The sequence below is a fragment of the Bradyrhizobium sp. TM239 genome (genome assembly GCF_036247985.1).
Lineage (GTDB): Bacteria > Pseudomonadota > Alphaproteobacteria > Rhizobiales > Xanthobacteraceae > Bradyrhizobium > Bradyrhizobium ottawaense.
In genome coordinates, this window is sequence record NZ_BTIR01000012.1 from 170213 (window position 1) to 185939 (window position 15727).

Sequence of the window (15727 nt, forward strand, 5' to 3'; positions counted from 1 at the left end):
AAACTATGAATCGGAACGAAATCAGAGGGTTGGTTCCAGCGCTCGCGGCGATTGCGTTGCACTCACCGCTTGATCTCCCATTCAAGCGCTTCCGCATTGCCCTTGGCGAACATCGCCGGGACATCGAACTTGCCGGTCTTGAGGTCATAGCGGCATTTCCAGTCGGCGAGCCCCTTCACGGCGACGTTCCTCGGATGCTTGTCCATTTCGCCTGACAGCGAGATCAGCAGGTAGCGGTTGTTGGGCCAGTCGACGCCGAGCCAGCGATACCCATCCTCCGTGCCTTTCATGAGATTGGCCGAGATGTGGTAGTCGAGCTTCATTTTCTTCGTGTCGGACCGGCTGTGGAAATAGTCCCAAGCGAGATCGCTGAGCGACTTCTTCGTTGCGCTTACGAACTTCCCGTTCTCGACATGGTAGAGAAAGAGGTCCTGCGAGCCCGAGCCAGTCTTCTGCATGCGCACCAGCCATTGCGAGTCGCTGGTGAAGCGGAAGCCGGCGCCATAGCCCTGCTCGGGCTTCAGCTCCGTCATCTGATCCCCGCGCCGCGCCCAGACCTGCCATTTGACGCCGAAAAGGTCTTCACTGTCCTTCATGTACTGCTCGAGCTTGGTGGTGCCGTCGGGCGAGGTGAAGGCGAACTCGGGCCTCTCGGAGAGGACGAAGCCTGGCGGCGGGCCGGAGGCTGAAAGCGCGGGGGAAGCGGCAAGCGTCAGGGCAAGCGCCAGCCCAAGGGTCAGACCAAGGGTCAGACTTGGGGCGGAACGGCGAAATGCGGTCACGGGAAAAATCCTCAAAAAATGCCGCGATGCGGCCTCGCGTGGTTTGACGCCGGCGGGGTGGCGCCGGTTCATCCCTGGACGCCGGGACGGAGTCTCATCCCATCGAACGTCTTGCTGCCGCAGCCAATTCGGCGCACCCTGCCGGCCTCGGTTGATTTGCCACCCAAGGTTCTTTTCCGATGATGACCGCATCCAAGGCCTTCATTGCTCTTTGCCTGCTCGCACTGGTCGGCACGGTGCTGGTGATCGGCCCGACCGAGCTGCGCCGCCTGCTGCCGGATGGGACCAAGACCGCCGTCGCCGCCAAGCCCGAGTCCAAGGTCGAACCAAAGGTCGAGGCCAAGGTCGACCTCAAGCCCGAGCCGAAACCGGAACAGCCCAAACCGGACCAGCCAAAGCTTGCCGCCATCGCGCCGCCTGCGCCCGCGGCGGCCCCGGCTCCCGAGCCGAAGGTGGCCGCGCTGGGCGAGACCCAGAAGCAGGTCACGGCACTGCCCGATCTCGCACCGGTCAAGCCGCCGCCGGCGGTTGCCGACACCGGCCCCCGTTTCGACGTCGCCCGCGTCGACGATCACGGCGAGGCGGCGGTGATTGCGGGCCAGGCCGCGCCGGGTGCAAAAGTCGAGCTGCTGCGCGACGGCAAGCCGCTCGATACGGTGGTCGCCGACGCCTTGGGCCAGTTCGTGATGACCCCGCCGCAGCTTCCCGCCGGCTCCTATGAACTGACGCTCCGCGCCAGGGCGCCGGACGGCACGGTCACGCAGTCCGGCCGGACCATGCCGGTGACCATCGCCGAGACGGCGCCGCCGCCCGCGCGTCCGGCGCCGGTCGCGAGGCAAGACGTGCGGCAAGACGCCAAGCAGGCCGAGAAGCCGGACGACAAATCGGATGTCGTGGCGTCCCTGCCGTCGACCTCGCCGCATCTCGCCTCGGCATCCGACAGGCAGGCGGCCCGGCCGAGGCTGGTCGGTGCGCCGAAACCCCGGGTCATGGCGCGGGCGCCGGCGGCGACGACCGTTGCATCGGCCTCGCCGGCGGACGTCCTCAGCGCCGCGCCGGCAGAGACAGGCAGCCGGGTGATCTCCCGCGGCGACAGCCTGTGGGCGCTCAGCCGGCTCGCCTATGGCGACGGCGCCCGCTACGCCGTGATCTTCAAGGCCAACCGCGACAAGATCCACAATCCCAATCTGATCTATCCCGGCCAGACGTTTGTGATGCCGCAAAAGGCGGAGTGAGGGCGCGATCTTTCTCCTCCTTCTCCCGCGAGCGGAATGACGTCAGCCGCCGCCCGCGACGCTTTGCCCTGTATCCCCCCGGGGAACAATTGGTTCCCTCGCGCGTCATCTCGATGCGCCGCAGTGCGTGCGTGGCGCTGGGAGGAGGCCGAATGGTCAAGTCAGCGGTCGTGTCAGGACGCATGGGACTGGCGCTGGCGGGCGCGACCATCCTGATTGCGGCAGTGCTGCTGCCTGGTAAGGCCGAAGCGCAGTTCGGATTGCGCGGCGGTCCGCTCGGCGTCGCACGCTTCGCCGTCGGCCACGTGATCGGCATGTCGCGCTTGCGCCATTCCCGCATGGCGGTACGGGGTGGCCGATATCGCTCCGCCGCGTTGAGATCGCAGGATCCTCGTCAAGATTCGCGCGGCGCCGAACGCGGCCAACCTTCCAATCCTTACGTCCTGCGTGCGGCACTCACGGCGCAAGCGGCGTTGTCGGGCTGGCAGGGCGGTCGCCGCCCGCAGGGCTGGTGGCGCCATCCCGACGGCAGTTACGGTTGGGTCGGCCCGGTGTTCTGGCCGTTCGCGCATGACGATCTCACCAATGCCGTCATCTTCGGCGATGCGACCAGCCTCTCGCTCTACGGCTATGGCGATATCTATGCCGCGATCTTCGCGCCCTATGCGGCGACCGAGCTCGCGGCCTACACCGCATCGCAAGGCCGGCGCGGACGACGAGTCCCGACCGCGGAGACCCTGTGCGAGGCCAGCGACACCGGCGGCCTGCCGGTCGACCGCATCGCTAGCGCCCTGCAGCCGAACGAATTGCAGCGCGTGGCGCTCGACGAGCTCGCGACCGCCTGGACCAATGCGCGCGACACCATCCGCGCCGCCTGCCTGGCGCAGGCGCCCGCCAGCGCATTGGAGCGGCTGGGGCTGATGCAGGCGCGCCTCGAGGCCATGATCAAGGCAACCGACGCCATCGAGGCGCCGCTGTCGAAGTTCACAGGTTTGCTCGACGACGGCCAGAAGGCAAAGCTCGAGGCGCTCTCCAAGGACCGTCGTGCCGCGCTTGCGGCCATGCAGCGCAAAGATACGAGCAAGGATGCGCAGGCCTCGAGCGCCTGCGACCCCAACAGCGATCCCCGCTATGACGAAAAGCTGCAGCGTCAGTACGAGCAGCTCGTGCAGCAGCAATGGCCGGCAGGCGACATCGCATCGACGCTCCGCCTCGACGACACCGCCCGCGCCCGCCTCGAGGTGCTCCAGGACACCACCTTGCGCACCATGGAAACGCTCAGCGCCTGCCCGTCACAGACGCCGGAGACACCGCAGGCCCGCCTCACCGCCGTGAAAGCGCGGCTGCAGACCATGCTGCAAGCGGTGAACGGCGTCACTGATGCGCTCGACGATTTCGAGGCCGATCTGAGCGACGAGCAGAAGGCCGGCTTCGAGGCGATCGGGCCGAAGCGCGGCGCGTGAGGCCGACGGCGAGACGCCTCCCCGTGAAATCGGTTAGCTAATCTCCCGCCTGACCTTCGCGGCCGCATCGCACATGGCCTTCAGCTTCCCGAACGCGGTCGCGCGCGGCATGTATTTCATGCCGCAATCGGGCGCGGGGATCAGACGATCGGGCGACACGTGCTTGAGCCCGTTGCGGATGCGATCGGCGACGGTATCGACGCTCTCGATCGCGGGGTCCGCAAGGTCGAGCACGCCGAGCATGATCTTCTTTGACGACAAATCCTTGAGCACGCCGAGGTCGAGCTTCGGCTGCGCCGCCTCGATCGAGATCTGGTCGGCAATGGTGTCGTCGAGCTCGGCCAGGAAGGAATAGCCGGCCGGCTTGTTCGAGCCGGGTACGACGGCCGCATAGCCGAAGCAGAGATGCACCACGGTCGGCACCGTGATCCCTTGCAGGGCGCGGTTGATCGCCTTGACGGCATAGCGCTTGGCGAGCTCGGGATTGTTGCGCACCCAGGGCTCGTCGAGCTGGATCACGTCGGCGCCGGCCTTTTGCAGATCGAGCGCCTCGGCATTGACGGCCTCGGCGAGCGCCATCGCCAGCTCTTCCTCGTCCTTGTAGAACTCGTTCTTGGCCTGCTGGCTCATCGTGAACGGGCCGGGAAGGGTGATCTTCGCCGCACGCTCGGTGTTCTCACGCAGGAACTGCATGTCATGCAGCTCGACCGGACTCTTGCGCTTCACCGGGCCGACGACGCGCGGCACCGGCGTCTTTGTGTTGCCGGTGCGCGCCACGATCATCGCGGGGTTGTCGCCGTCGATGCCGTCGAGCGCGGTGGCGAAGCGATTGGAGTAGCTCTCCCGGCGGATCTCGCCGTCGGTCACGATATCGATGCCGGCACGCTCCATGTCGCGGATCGCGACGATGGTGGCATCGTCCTGGGCTTCCTCCAGATGCTCCGCCGGCAGCCGCCACATGTCGTGCAGGCGGGTGCGCGGCACCACCTTCGACAGCATGGCGCGATTCACCAGCCATTCCGGCTGCGGATAGCTGCCGACCACGGTGGTCGGCAGGATGTGCGTCGGCATGGGCATGGGGTTCTCCTTCTTATTGTTATTGAACGCGATTGGTCAGGCCGCGCGCGTTGCCGCGACTGAACCCTCGTCCTTGACGGGATTGCGCAGGATGCCGATGCCCGAGATTTCGATCTCGACGACGTCGCCGCCCTTCATCCACAGCGGCGGCGTGCGATAGGCGCCGACGCCGCCGGTCGTGCCTGTGACGATCACGTCGCCGGGCACCAGCTCGGTGAAGGTCGAGCAATAGGCGATCAGGGCCGGCACGTCGAAGACGAGGTCGGAGATCGGTGCCTTCTGCACCTCGACGCCGTTGAGCCGGGTGATCAGCGTCTGCGCGGCGACATCGGTCAGCTCGTCGGTCGTGACCATCCACGGCCCGAAGCCGCCGGTGCCGGCAAAATTCTTGCCCGGCGCGAATTGCGAGGTGTGGCGCTGCCAATCGCGGATGCTGCCGTCATTGTAGCAGGCATAGCCAGCGACATGGCCGAGCGCAGCTTCACGCGAGATGCGGCGGCCGGCCTTGCCGATGATGACGGCCATTTCGCCCTCATAGTCGAACCGCTCGGATTCCAGCGGCCGGATCATCGGCTGGCCGTGGCCGACCTGGCTGTTGGCGAAGCGGGTGAAGATCATCGGATGCGCCGGCGTCGGATGGCCGCTCTCGGCAAGATGCGTGGCGTAGTTGACGCCGATGCAGAAGATCTTGTCGGGATCTGGCACCGTCGGCAGCAGCGCGACGTCTTGAAGCGCATAGTCGGGCTTCTCGGCCGCGAGCTTCTTCAACTCATCGAGCGCGCCCTTTGCAAGCAGCGCCTTCAGCGTCGGATAGGCCTTCAGGCGCTTGCCGGCATCGATGACACCCTTGTCGGTGACGATGCCATAGCTCGCGCTCCCCGCGATGGTGAAGCTTGCGACTTTCATGGGTCAAACACTCTCTTCGATGGAGGAAACATAGTCGTTGATCGGAAGCGCGATCTCGCCGACCCGGATCGGAACGCAGGCTGGTGGGAAGTCCTGGCGGAAGCGGGCGCCGGCCGCACCGGCGCGGTCGAGAAAGCGTTCCAGATGCGCCATCGCGCCGGTCGGCAGATCGTGCAGCACCATCAGCGTCCAGGGCTGCCGGCTGCATTGGTCGCGCGCGCGCTCGGTCCAGCCGTCGGGGTCGTCCCAGTCGCGCGGAATGGCATTCCAGAGCACGCAGCTGTGTTTTTTGCGGGTGAGATAGTCGACGACGGACGGCTTGAGCAGCCGCGTGTCCAGATTGCCACCACCGCCGAACGGCCGGAACCAGCGCTGCGGATGCGCGAGATCGCCAATCGCGTCCTGCGTGCGGCCGATCTCGTTCTCCGCAGTATCGCGCCCGGATTGCTCGCCAAGCGGAATGCTGTGCGTGAAGGTGTGGTTGCCGATCCAGTGCCCCTCGCGGTGCGCGCGCTCCGCAAGGCCGCGCCGCTCGGGGTCGGCGAGCTTCTCGCCAATGACGAAGAAGGTGGTCTTGATCCCGCGCGCGGCCAGAATGTCGAGCACGCGCGGCGTCACATCGGGATCGGGGCCGTTGTCGAATGTCAGGGTCAGGTCGTACACGCAGCTACCTCAGGTCGCCGGCTGCATCGCGCCCGTCGCGATGTCGTCGTTGGCCTGGCCGGCGCGGGTGCCGGTCTGCCAGATCGCCGCCTTGCGCTCGATCCACCGGATCACGGCGTTGAAGCCGATCGCGAGGAACAGCACGAGCAGCACGCCCGCGAACACGTGCGGGCTGTCGAGGATGGTGCGGTAGCGCGAGATCAAATAGCCGATGCCAGCCGAGGAGATCAGCATCTCCGAGACCACCACGCCGACGATCACCAGCGCGCCGCCGACACGCAGGCCTGACAGCACGGTCGGGATCGCCGCAGGGATGATGACGCGGACCAGCCGCTGGCTCAGCGTCGCGCCCATGCTGCGGGCCGCGAGCAGGAGCTGCGGATCGATGGTCTGGATGCCGGCAGCGGTCGCGAGCATGGTCGGCAGGAAGCCGTAGATCGAGGCGAACGCGATCTTGGATTCCGAGCCGATGCCCAGCCACACGGTGAAGACGGGATAGAGGATGACGAGCGGCACCGCGTAGAGGCTCGACACCATCGGCATGATCAACACGCGCGGGCGCGGCAGGCTGCCGACGACGGCGCCGAGCAGGATGCCGCCGCCGCAGGCGAACGCCATGGAGACCACGACCTCGTAGAGCGTGACCGCCAGCGCATGACCGTATTCACCCGCGTCGGTCCATCCGGCGATCAGCGTGGACGACAGCGAGGGCAGGAACAGTTCGGGAATGAGCCCGGCACGCGGCAGCAGCTCCCACAACGCGATCAAGCCGATCACGATCAGATATCGCAACGTCTTTGCACTTACTCTCGCACTGATCCTGGCGCTCATGATCGCCTCACGCCGATTTGCGGATGTGCCGCCAGATGCGGTCGCGCAGGCTGCCGAAGGCATCGCCGCTGAGCATCTCGTAGGTGCGGGGCCGCGGCAGCTGGACCTGAAGATGGTCCACGATCCGGCCGGGCCGCGCCGACATCACGATCACCTCGTCGGCGAGATAGACGGCTTCGGTGAGGCTGTGCGTGACGAACACGACCGTCTTGCCGGTCGCCGCCCAGATGCGCAGCAACTCGTCGCCCATGGTCATGCGCGTCTGCTCGTCGAGTGCGGCGAACGGCTCGTCCATCAGCAGCACCGGCGGGTCCTGCACCAGCCCGCGCGCGATCGAGACGCGCTGCTTCATGCCGCCCGAGAGCTCGTGCGGATGGCGCCTGCCGAAACCGTCGAGCCCGACCAGCTTGAGCGCATCCTGCGCCTTGGCGCGGCGCTCGGCCTTGGGCACGCCGCGCAGCGCCAGCGGAAACTCGACATTGTCCTCGGCCGTCAGCCAGGGAAACAGGCTCGCCTCCTGGAACACCACGCCGACCCTGTCGGGGTCTGGCTGCAGGATCGGCGCGCCGTTGATGGTGATGGTGCCCGCGGTCTGCTGGCGCAGCCCCGCCATCATCATCAGAAGAGTCGACTTGCCGCAGCCGCTGGGGCCGACCAGCACGACGAAGCGGCCGGGCTTGATGTCGAGCGAGACGTCCTCCAGCGCGACGACGTCCTGCGACCTTGTCTTGAACACCTGGCCGACATTCTTCACCTCGATCGCGCCGGCGCGCGCGGCGGGCTTCAATTGGGTCACGTTCGCCAATGGCTGCATCGCGTTTCCACCCATCTGACAAGTTCATTGAAGGTCATGGCGATCGCGGCGACCATCACGACGCCGGCGAGGAGCTGCTTCATCTGGAAATTCTCGCCCCAGGTCGCGATCTGGTGGCCGATGCCGTCGCGCGAGGCGTACATCTCGGCGAGGATCACGCCGGTGAGGTTGAAGATCATGGAGATCCGCAAGGCCTCCAGCAGCACCGGCAGCATGCTCGGCAGGTAGACGCGGAACGCGGTCTGCATCCGCGTGGCGCCATAGGAGCGCGCCACCGTCAGATGCTCGACCTTGACCGATTCCACCGCCGTCGTGGTCGACATGATCACGATGAAGATCGTGGAGAAGAAGCCGAAGCCGACCTTCTGGGCAAAGCCGACGCCGAACACCAGGATGAACATCGGCAGGAAGATCGATTTCGGGATGCTGAAGGCGAAGAACAATAGCGGCTTGGCGACATCGGCGAAGTAGCGGTTCTCCGCGACCAGGAAGCCGATCAACGCGCCGAAGGGCACCGCCAGCGCGAACGCCGTCAACACCTCGGTCGCGGTGACCATCAAATCCTTCTGCACCGCCCCGCGGCGCAGAAGATCACCGAGCGTCACGAACGTGTCGGATGCCGACGGCAGCAGCCGCGGATTGACGATGCCGCTGCGCGACAGCACCTCCCACAGCGCCAGGACCGCGACGATGATCGCGATCCGCGCGAGGTTGATGACGAGCGTGCCCTGCATCGCTGCTACTTGGTCGGGACGGGCTTGAACTTGGTCGAGATCACGTCCTCGACCGGCACGATGTCCTTGAGCCCGCCGAGCTTGGCGAGATCAAGCGAGAGCTGCACAGCGGCGCTGACATTGGCCGCGCCCATGTCGCCGCTGGTTTCCAGCTTCATGATCGTGTTGTCGTATTCGAGGCCGGCGATCTCCGGCGGCATTTCGTAGAGCTCGGCGATCAGCTTGACGGTGACGTCGCGGTTGGCCCGCATAAACGCGACCGCGCCATAGAGGGCGTTCACCGCTTTCTGCACCAGCTGAGGCTTGGCCTCGGCGAGCTTGTCGAGCACGATCCAGCCCGCGGTGAGGTTCGGCGGAACCGCGGTCGAATAGTCGAGGATGGTCTTGGCTTCGCCGGATTTCGCGATCTGGAAGCTCAGCGGCGAATAGACCACGGCGGCCTCGACATTGCCTGCGAGCAGGTTCGGCACCAGGCCGCCGCCGCCGACGGGCACGCGCGTGAAATCGATCTTCTTGTCCTGGATGGTCCACAGCGCCAGCAGGTCGGAGCCCGAGCCGGCCGCGGTGATCGCCACCTTCTTGCCGTTGAGGTCCTTGACCTCGAGCGTCGATTTGGTCGGTACCATCAGCTGCCAGCCGAAATTGCCCATCGCGGCGTTGGCGACGATGCGCGACATCACGCCCTTCTTGCGCCCGGCGGAGACCAGCGACGGCGGATCGAGGATGATGTCAGCCGCGCCTGCGGCCATGCCCTCGAAGGTTTCGGCGCCGCTGCGATAGATGGTCAGCTCGGCCTGGATGCCTTCCTTCTCGAACAGCTTTTGCCGCACCGCCGTCTCGGCGATCGTCGTCGGCCAGTAGGTTTTGGTGGGCAGGCCGACGCGGATGGTGTCGGCGGCGCTCGCAGGGCCGGCCAGGATTGCGGCGGCGGCGAGCGATAGGAGCGCATGACGGCGATTGATCTTCATTGTTTCCTCCCGGTCTGTCTTTTTTTGTGTGCCGGATTCTTCCGGATCGTCAGGTCGTGCGGCTCACCTCCGCAATGCGCGAGGCGGCGAGCTCGACGAACTCCTTGGTGGTGCCGAAATGCTTCGACAAGGCGCGAACTGCCGCATCCGCGTCGCGCTTCGTCACGGCAGCGACGATCGCCGCGTGCTCGGCCGCGACGTCGCGCGGCTTGACGCCGGGCTCGCGACGGATCGACAGACGTCGATATCGCTCGCTTTGCTCGTGCAAGACGTCGCGGAAGCCGAGCAGCCATGGCGAGCCGCAGGCGTTGACCAGCGCACGGTGGAAAATGCGGTGACGGATCACCCATTCCTCGTAATGCAACGTGGGATCGTCGGGGTAGTGATAGGGGACGGCTTTCAGATCCGCCCAGGTCGACTTCACCGACGCGAGCCAGGCATCGTCGCCCCGCTCGATCGAGCGTCGCAGCGCAAGCCCCTCGATGTCGATCCGGGTCTGCGTCACGTCGGCGAGATCGGCGAGCGACACCGGGCTGACGCGGAAGCCGCGCTGGTCCGAGGCTTGCACCAGGCCGTCGGCGACAAGGCGCGACAGTGCCTCGCGGACGGCGGCAAGGCTCACCGAAAACTGCTTGGCGAGGCCGGCGATATGAAGCTTCTGGGCTGGCAGCAGCCGCGCTGCCAGGATATCGGCGCGCAGCCGCTCATGCAGCGCCGAGGTCAGGCTGCGCGGACCATCCCCGCGGTTTCCGGACATATCGAACTGAAGCGGACCCATCGGGCGATGATTGCAAGGCGGCGCCCCGCGGTCAACAGAAAATCGAAAATCGATTTTTTTGGCTGGTTAAGCGTCGGCAGAAGGCGCACGCTCGCCGCCATCACCCGCACGCCCAGTCGAACTTCATCTCCTTGAAGTCGAGCTGCGCGTTGCCGCCGCCGAAATTGGTGCCGCCGAAATATTCCTCGAACTCGATGTAGAACGGGCTCATCTCGGGCACCGCCTGGCACGGCCGCATGGTGCCGCCGAGATGGTTGTGGGCGTGGTCCTTGCTCCACTCGTGCAGGCGGAAATTGTCGCGGCCCGGTTTGCCGCCGACATAGTAGTAATAAGGCTGGTAGCCGGTCGGCGGGTTGCTGCGAACGTGCTCGTCCTGCGGGCCCTTGCCGGCGTTGGGATCATCGGCGCGCGCCGTCATGCCAATCGCGCGGGTCTCGCCGAGATCGGCGCGCGGCGGGGTGGCAAACATCTTCTTGGCGAAAGTCGGAGCAGCCTCGAAGAACGCGCTGGCGCCGCCGACATCGAGCCATCGCGGCCGCTCGGCCGTCGCCAGCGCCAGCGGCGCGGGCGGCGTCGCGAACGGGCCTTCGTATTCGGCGCGCGTCAGCAGCAGCGCGGCATATTCGTAATCGAGGATATCGGTCATGCGCGAAAGCCGCGGATGCGAGGGCCGCGCCATCACCGCGTTGCGCACTTCGGGATCATCGGGCGCGCCGCCGTCATTGTGATCGGGCGCGGTGGCAAAGAACGACACTGCGACGATGTCCTCGCCATGCACGCGATAATCCTCCGGCAACAGCAGCGTGAAGCCGTGCATCAGCGGATAGCCGGTGACGGGATCGAGCGGCCATTGCTCGCTGCCGATGCCCGGCGGCAGGCCGTAGACCCAACCATGGTCGCGCGCACGGTCGACCGGACGGTCCAGCATCTGCAGATCATAAGCACGCGAAGGCAAGGCAAACGCCACAGGTAGTCTCCATCCGGATTGTTGCCTCGACGTTGAGGCGAGGGTTAGTCGCGGGGAGGAGGGATGTGGTTCGGGAGCAGGGGATTGTTGGCAACGGCGTCGCCTCATTCTCCCCTGTCGTCCCCGGCGAACGCCGGGACCCATAACCACAGGAAGAAGTTTGGCGAAGATGAGGTGTTCGATCTCAGGCATCCCGCAGCCGGTAGATCGCGCGGTAGGGGTGTGACGACCGGTGAGGGCACGCTGAGGCGGTTCTACCCCTATCTGATCTGTCCGCTTGGAAGCTCTTACGGAAAGGCTTATTCCTACGCTCTGCGAGAAGGAAACGATTGATGTCCTCTTCGCCGCCCTCCAGCACGGCGTCTTCTCCGGGCAGCTTTGACCATGCAATTCGAGTTTGATTGGGACCCGATCAAGGCGGAGAGCAATCGGCGCAAGCATGGGGGCGCCTTCGAGGCGGCGAGGGGCGTTTTCAGCGATCCGCTGGCCCTGTCGTTACTCGACAATGAGTCTGGCGAAAGGGGAGGAGCGATGGGTTACCATGGGCCGGAGCCCGGCTGGTAACCTGCTTCTGGTCGTTCATACCTATGTCGAGCTGACAGCGGACCGGGCCGCGATCCGCATCATCTCGGCGCGCTACCCGAGCCGCCGCGAGATCGGGTGTTATGAAGGTTGATCGGTGATCCGATGAAGGACGAATACGATTTCTCGACCGCCGCGCGCGGCAAGTTCTTCCGCAAAGGCGCTCGCCTCGTGCCGCCGGTCCACCTGGAGCCCGAGGTTCTAACCTACCTCTCGGACCTCGCAGAGACCCAGGGCACTTCGCTGAACGACCTCGTGAACACCCTCCTCAGGGAAGACATCGAGCGCCTCGACGCAGAGAAGCAGCACTCGCCCCGACCATAGGTCTGCTCCCAGCGGAGGCCGCGATGAAGGTTTCAAATGGGATGACGATCTGGCTGTGGCTCTTCCCCCGAAGCTGATCGACCAGCTTGCGCTCAGGGAGGGTGACGAAATCGTCGTCACCGGTGGAAGCGCGACCACTGTCGAGACTCTGGACCAGGGGCGGGCTGCGCGAAAACCCGCTGCGTTGAATTGTCGCTTCCGACCGCATCCGTAACCCATTGATCTGTCAGCCACCGTCTACTGTGCATGGGGTTGTTTTCATATTTCGAGCAGGGTTTGATGCTCGCGTTTGAATTCGGACAATCAAAAATTCTCTTTACCAGAAGAACAAAACACCCTATGCTCCGCTCCAACTCATCCCCCGGTAAGGGACGGATCGCGATCGTCAGGGTTCGTGGGGTGAGGGGCGGTGGACGCGGGCGGCGTTGGCGCCAGGTGCGGTCGCAGGGCGGGGTGTCCCCGTGAGCGATCAGCGGGCGCGTGTACGACGGTGCTTGCCTCGCGTACGGCAAAATCGTGTGGTCGTGACGCCCGAATTTCTGGCGTCAAGTCTTGCAGCGGTGCGCTGGTCCGACCGGACCTGTGCATCCGATGAAAGCTGCAAGACGACGGTGGCAACAGAGAATCGACTCACCGGCGAGAGCGCGACATAAGCCGTTTCAACCACTGCGCAGGGAAGGCCGGGCATCCGGTCGCACCTGTTTCTCCCCTGTGAGCGACTATCACGCACTCATGCACAGGGGTCTTGCGGGTGCCAGCCGGTGCCCGGTCTTCCCTGCGCCCTTCCATTTCGAAGGGTGCCGTGACCTAAGCAAAACCCGGGCGCAATCCGCCGCGGGATCGCGATAGGCTGTCTGTGAGGGATACAAGGGCCCGTAGCCCGGATGGAGCGAAGCGCAATCCGGGACCGCCATCGCTTGTGGCACGACCCCGGTGCGCTCCGCTCCATCCGGGCTACGGCACCGTCGAGGAGCCTAGCCCCTTCGACGCGCGACCGACGCATCCACCACGTTCTCCACTTCCTCGCGCCAGTTCAGAATCTCCATCGCCAGCACGGGATGATTAAAGCCCTTGAGCTGGAGATCGTCGAGCGCGCGCGCTTCCACCCAGGGCTCGACGATGCCGTAGACGCGGCGGCTGACCACGATCTGGTTGGGCTTCGCCTCGCCGCACAGGCGGGAGGCGAGGTTGGTGACGCTGCCGATCGCGGCATATTCCAGCCGCTGTTCGAAGCCGACCTGGCCGAGCGTGGCATAGCCGACCGCGATGCCGATGCCGAAGCCGAGGCTGTGGCCGCGGTTGCGCCAGCGCTCGGTCAGCGGGCCGATCGTGTCGCGCATCTCCACCGCCATCTTCACGGCGCGCTTGGTGTGGTCCTCGAACTGGATCGGCGCGTTGAACAGGATCATCACGCCGTCGCCGGCGTATTTGTCGAGCGTGCCCTCGTATTTGAAGATCAGCTTGCCGAGCGCGGCGTGATATTCGCGCAGCACGTTCATCGCCTCTTCCGGCTCGGTCGCTTCCGTGAACGCGGTGAAGCCGCGCAGATCGCAGAACACCACGGTCACCTCGCGGCGCTGGCTGGTGAGCAGGCCCTCGGGGCTATCGGAGGAGGCGATCAGCTGCGCCACCTGCGGCGCCAGGAAGCGCTCGAGCTTGCGGATGCGCTCGATCTCGCCGAGCTGGGTCTTGACGCGCTCCTCCAGCGACTTGTTCCAGTTCTTCAATTGCTCGGTCTGCTCGCGCAGCTTGTCGGCCTGGGCGCGCACGGTCTCGTTCGCCGTCTCCAGGGCGTGGCTCTTGTGGTCGACCTCGGTGAACAACCGCGCATTGCGCATCGCCAGCACGGCCTGGTTGGCGAAGGTGCGCATCAGGCCGATGATGCTGGCGGCGAACTCGCCGCTCGCGCGGCGCAGCACCACCAGCGAGCCGAGCGTGCCCTGCTGGTCGACCAGCGGCACCACCAGCACCGAGTGGAAGCCGGCCGCGATGGCGACCTCGCGCAGCGGCTGCTCGGCGGCATCGCCGAGTTCGGCAATCGCGATCGGCTCGCCGCTTTCGGCGGCATCGCTCAGGATGTTCTCGCCTTCGTCGATGGTGACATGGGCGCCGTCGGCGGATTTGTCGATGCCGTTGGCCTCGACCAGATTGAAGCGGCGCGTCTCGGCATCGAAGCCGTAGATCAGCACCGCATCGGCATGCGTGATCTCGATCGCGCGCGCGGCGATCGTCGGCAGCACGGCGTTGAGATCGAGCGAGGCGGCGACGGCGCGGCCGACCTCTTCCAGCACCTTCAGCTCGTTGATCGACTGCGCCAGATCGCGCGTGCGCTCCTCGACCTTGGTCTCCAGGTCCGAATAGGTCTCCTGGATCTGGCCGGCCATGCGGTTGAACTGACCGGCGAGATCCTCCAGCTCGTCCGAGGTGCGCACTTCGATACGGTGGCTGAAATCGCCCTCGCCGAGCCTGTAGGCGCCGTCGCGCAGCGCCGTGATCGGAATGATCATGCGGCGGGCGAGCAGCGTGCCGGCGAGGATCGCGACCATCAGGCCCATGCCGATCAGAAGCGCGATGCGCACCAGCTGGTCGCGGATCGGCATCAGGGCCTGCGTGGTCGGCTGCTCGAACAGCACGCTCCAGCCGAGCTTCGGCACCGTGCTCGCGGCGCTCATCACCGCATGGCCGTTGAAGTCGGTGCCCGAACTGTCGCCCTCGTGGCCGGGTGCGATCGCAGCCGCCACCTGCGGCAGCTTCGACAAATCCTTGCCGACATCGGGCCCCTTCGACGACGTCGCCAGCACGCGGCCTCGGGGATCGACGACATAGGCAAAGGCGGCCTTGCCGACTTGCGCGTCGGACAGGAAGTCGGAGAGAAAGCCAAGATCGATCTCGGCCACGGTGACGCCGGCGTTGAAGCCGGAATGCGCCACCGAGATCGACATGAACGGCGTCCGGTCGGCGAACCAGGCCGGCGCATAGCTGACGCCGCGGGCCACGGTGTCGGTGAAGCGCATGTCGCGGGAGAGGTCGGCGTTGCTGCCGGTCGTGGTCGACTGGCGGGAGACGCGCAGCACCTCGCGGCCTTCGCCGTTGAGCTGGAACAGCTGGTTGACGACCGAGACCTGGTGCAGCAGCTGGGCGTAGTCGGCGCGGCGCTTCTCGAGGGTGTCCTGGCTCGCCCGCGTCACCCAGCTGATCTGGCGATCGAGCTCCGAGATCGACTGCTCGATCCGCCGGGCGGCGGCTTGCGCCTTGTCCTCCAGCCCGTCGGTCAGCTGTGTCTTGGTGGCGCGGTAGGAGATCCAGGTCTCCATCGCGCCGTTGACGGCGAGGACGAACACGACGAGGCCGACGAGGGAGACGACGTATTTGGCGAACAGGCCCTCGCGCAGAAACCGTGTCTTGTCGTTCGCTCCTGCCATCCCGATCCTCTCGCGCCGCCATCGACGCCGGCGCTGCGGGGTCCTTCTATCACAATTCGGGCCAAAGGGCCGCCGAGCGGCCGGCGTGGTTACTCGCCGTGGGACGCCGTCGCAGGTAAAAAGGGACGGATTGCCGAGGCCTCCTCCGTTCGGAGGAAGCCGGAAGCGGGGCGGCTGGTGT

Annotated in this window: 15 protein-coding genes; 4 read left to right on the forward strand and 11 right to left on the reverse strand. The window is 65.9% G+C overall.

What is annotated here, in order from left to right:
- Window positions 1-62: 62 nt before the first annotated feature.
- Complete coding sequence (locus AABA84_RS22215) at window positions 63-782, reverse strand: hypothetical protein (RefSeq protein ID WP_445083417.1); 720 nt, start codon at window positions 780-782, stop codon at window positions 63-65.
- Window positions 783-961: 179 nt separating this feature from the next.
- Here AABA84_RS22215 and AABA84_RS22220 point away from each other — a divergent pair, with 179 nt between their 5' ends.
- Together AABA84_RS22220 and AABA84_RS22225 are read left to right on the forward strand one after the other, a co-directional pair.
- Window positions 962-2017, forward strand: a complete 1056-nt coding sequence (locus AABA84_RS22220) for a LysM peptidoglycan-binding domain-containing protein (RefSeq protein WP_338313117.1) — start codon at window positions 962-964, stop codon at window positions 2015-2017.
- A gap of 152 nt (window positions 2018-2169) precedes the next feature.
- A complete protein-coding gene (locus AABA84_RS22225; protein ID WP_338313118.1) occupies window positions 2170-3480 on the forward strand; it encodes a Spy/CpxP family protein refolding chaperone in 1311 nt (436 codons plus the stop codon).
- 33 nt (window positions 3481-3513) lie between these two features.
- Here the strand turns inward: AABA84_RS22225 and AABA84_RS22230 are convergent, their stop codons facing one another.
- The 9 genes from AABA84_RS22230 to AABA84_RS22270 all read right to left on the reverse strand — a co-directional run bounded on the left by AABA84_RS22230 (window position 3514) and on the right by AABA84_RS22270 (window position 11179).
- Entirely contained in the window at window positions 3514-4557 is a 1044-nt protein-coding gene (locus AABA84_RS22230) for a cobalamin-independent methionine synthase II family protein (protein WP_338313119.1), read from the reverse strand.
- 36 nt (window positions 4558-4593) lie between these two features.
- Window positions 4594-5463, reverse strand: coding sequence for a fumarylacetoacetate hydrolase family protein (locus AABA84_RS22235; protein ID WP_338313121.1), 870 nt, complete (start codon window positions 5461-5463; stop codon window positions 4594-4596).
- Window positions 5464-5466: 3 nt separating this feature from the next.
- Complete coding sequence (locus AABA84_RS22240; RefSeq protein WP_338313123.1) at window positions 5467-6126, reverse strand: polysaccharide deacetylase family protein; 660 nt, start codon at window positions 6124-6126, stop codon at window positions 5467-5469.
- A gap of 9 nt (window positions 6127-6135) precedes the next feature.
- Window positions 6136-6957, reverse strand: a complete 822-nt coding sequence (locus AABA84_RS22245; RefSeq protein WP_338313124.1) for an ABC transporter permease — start codon at window positions 6955-6957, stop codon at window positions 6136-6138.
- A gap of 7 nt (window positions 6958-6964) precedes the next feature.
- On the reverse strand, window positions 6965-7771 hold the full coding sequence (locus tag AABA84_RS22250) for an ABC transporter ATP-binding protein (RefSeq protein ID WP_246551021.1): 807 nt from the start codon (window positions 7769-7771) through the stop codon (window positions 6965-6967).
- Window positions 7750-8505, reverse strand: a complete 756-nt coding sequence (locus AABA84_RS22255; RefSeq protein WP_338313125.1) for an ABC transporter permease — start codon at window positions 8503-8505, stop codon at window positions 7750-7752. The genes AABA84_RS22250 and AABA84_RS22255 overlap by 22 nt, the downstream gene beginning before the upstream one ends.
- 5 nt (window positions 8506-8510) lie before the next feature.
- Complete coding sequence (locus AABA84_RS22260; protein ID WP_338313126.1) at window positions 8511-9473, reverse strand: ABC transporter substrate-binding protein; 963 nt, start codon at window positions 9471-9473, stop codon at window positions 8511-8513.
- Between the two features lie 49 nt (window positions 9474-9522).
- Entirely contained in the window at window positions 9523-10230 is a 708-nt protein-coding gene (locus tag AABA84_RS22265; RefSeq protein ID WP_338313127.1) for a GntR family transcriptional regulator, read from the reverse strand.
- A gap of 121 nt (window positions 10231-10351) precedes the next feature.
- Entirely contained in the window at window positions 10352-11179 is an 828-nt protein-coding gene (locus tag AABA84_RS22270) for a hypothetical protein (protein ID WP_338313128.1), read from the reverse strand.
- Window positions 11180-11657: 478 nt separating this feature from the next.
- Between AABA84_RS22270 and AABA84_RS35055 the strand changes: the two genes are divergently transcribed.
- Both AABA84_RS35055 and AABA84_RS22280 read left to right on the forward strand, forming a co-directional pair.
- Window positions 11658-11894, forward strand: a complete 237-nt coding sequence (locus tag AABA84_RS35055) for a BrnT family toxin (RefSeq protein ID WP_445083418.1) — start codon at window positions 11658-11660, stop codon at window positions 11892-11894.
- An 11-nt stretch (window positions 11895-11905) separates the two neighbouring features.
- Entirely contained in the window at window positions 11906-12124 is a 219-nt protein-coding gene (locus tag AABA84_RS22280; RefSeq protein WP_338308967.1) for a hypothetical protein, read from the forward strand.
- A gap of 974 nt (window positions 12125-13098) precedes the next feature.
- Here AABA84_RS22280 and AABA84_RS22285 read toward each other — a convergent pair.
- Window positions 13099-15546: an adenylate/guanylate cyclase domain-containing protein gene (locus AABA84_RS22285; RefSeq protein WP_338313130.1), complete on the reverse strand. Its 2448-nt coding sequence runs from the start codon at window positions 15544-15546 to the stop codon at window positions 13099-13101.
- Window positions 15547-15727: the final 181 nt, after the last annotated feature.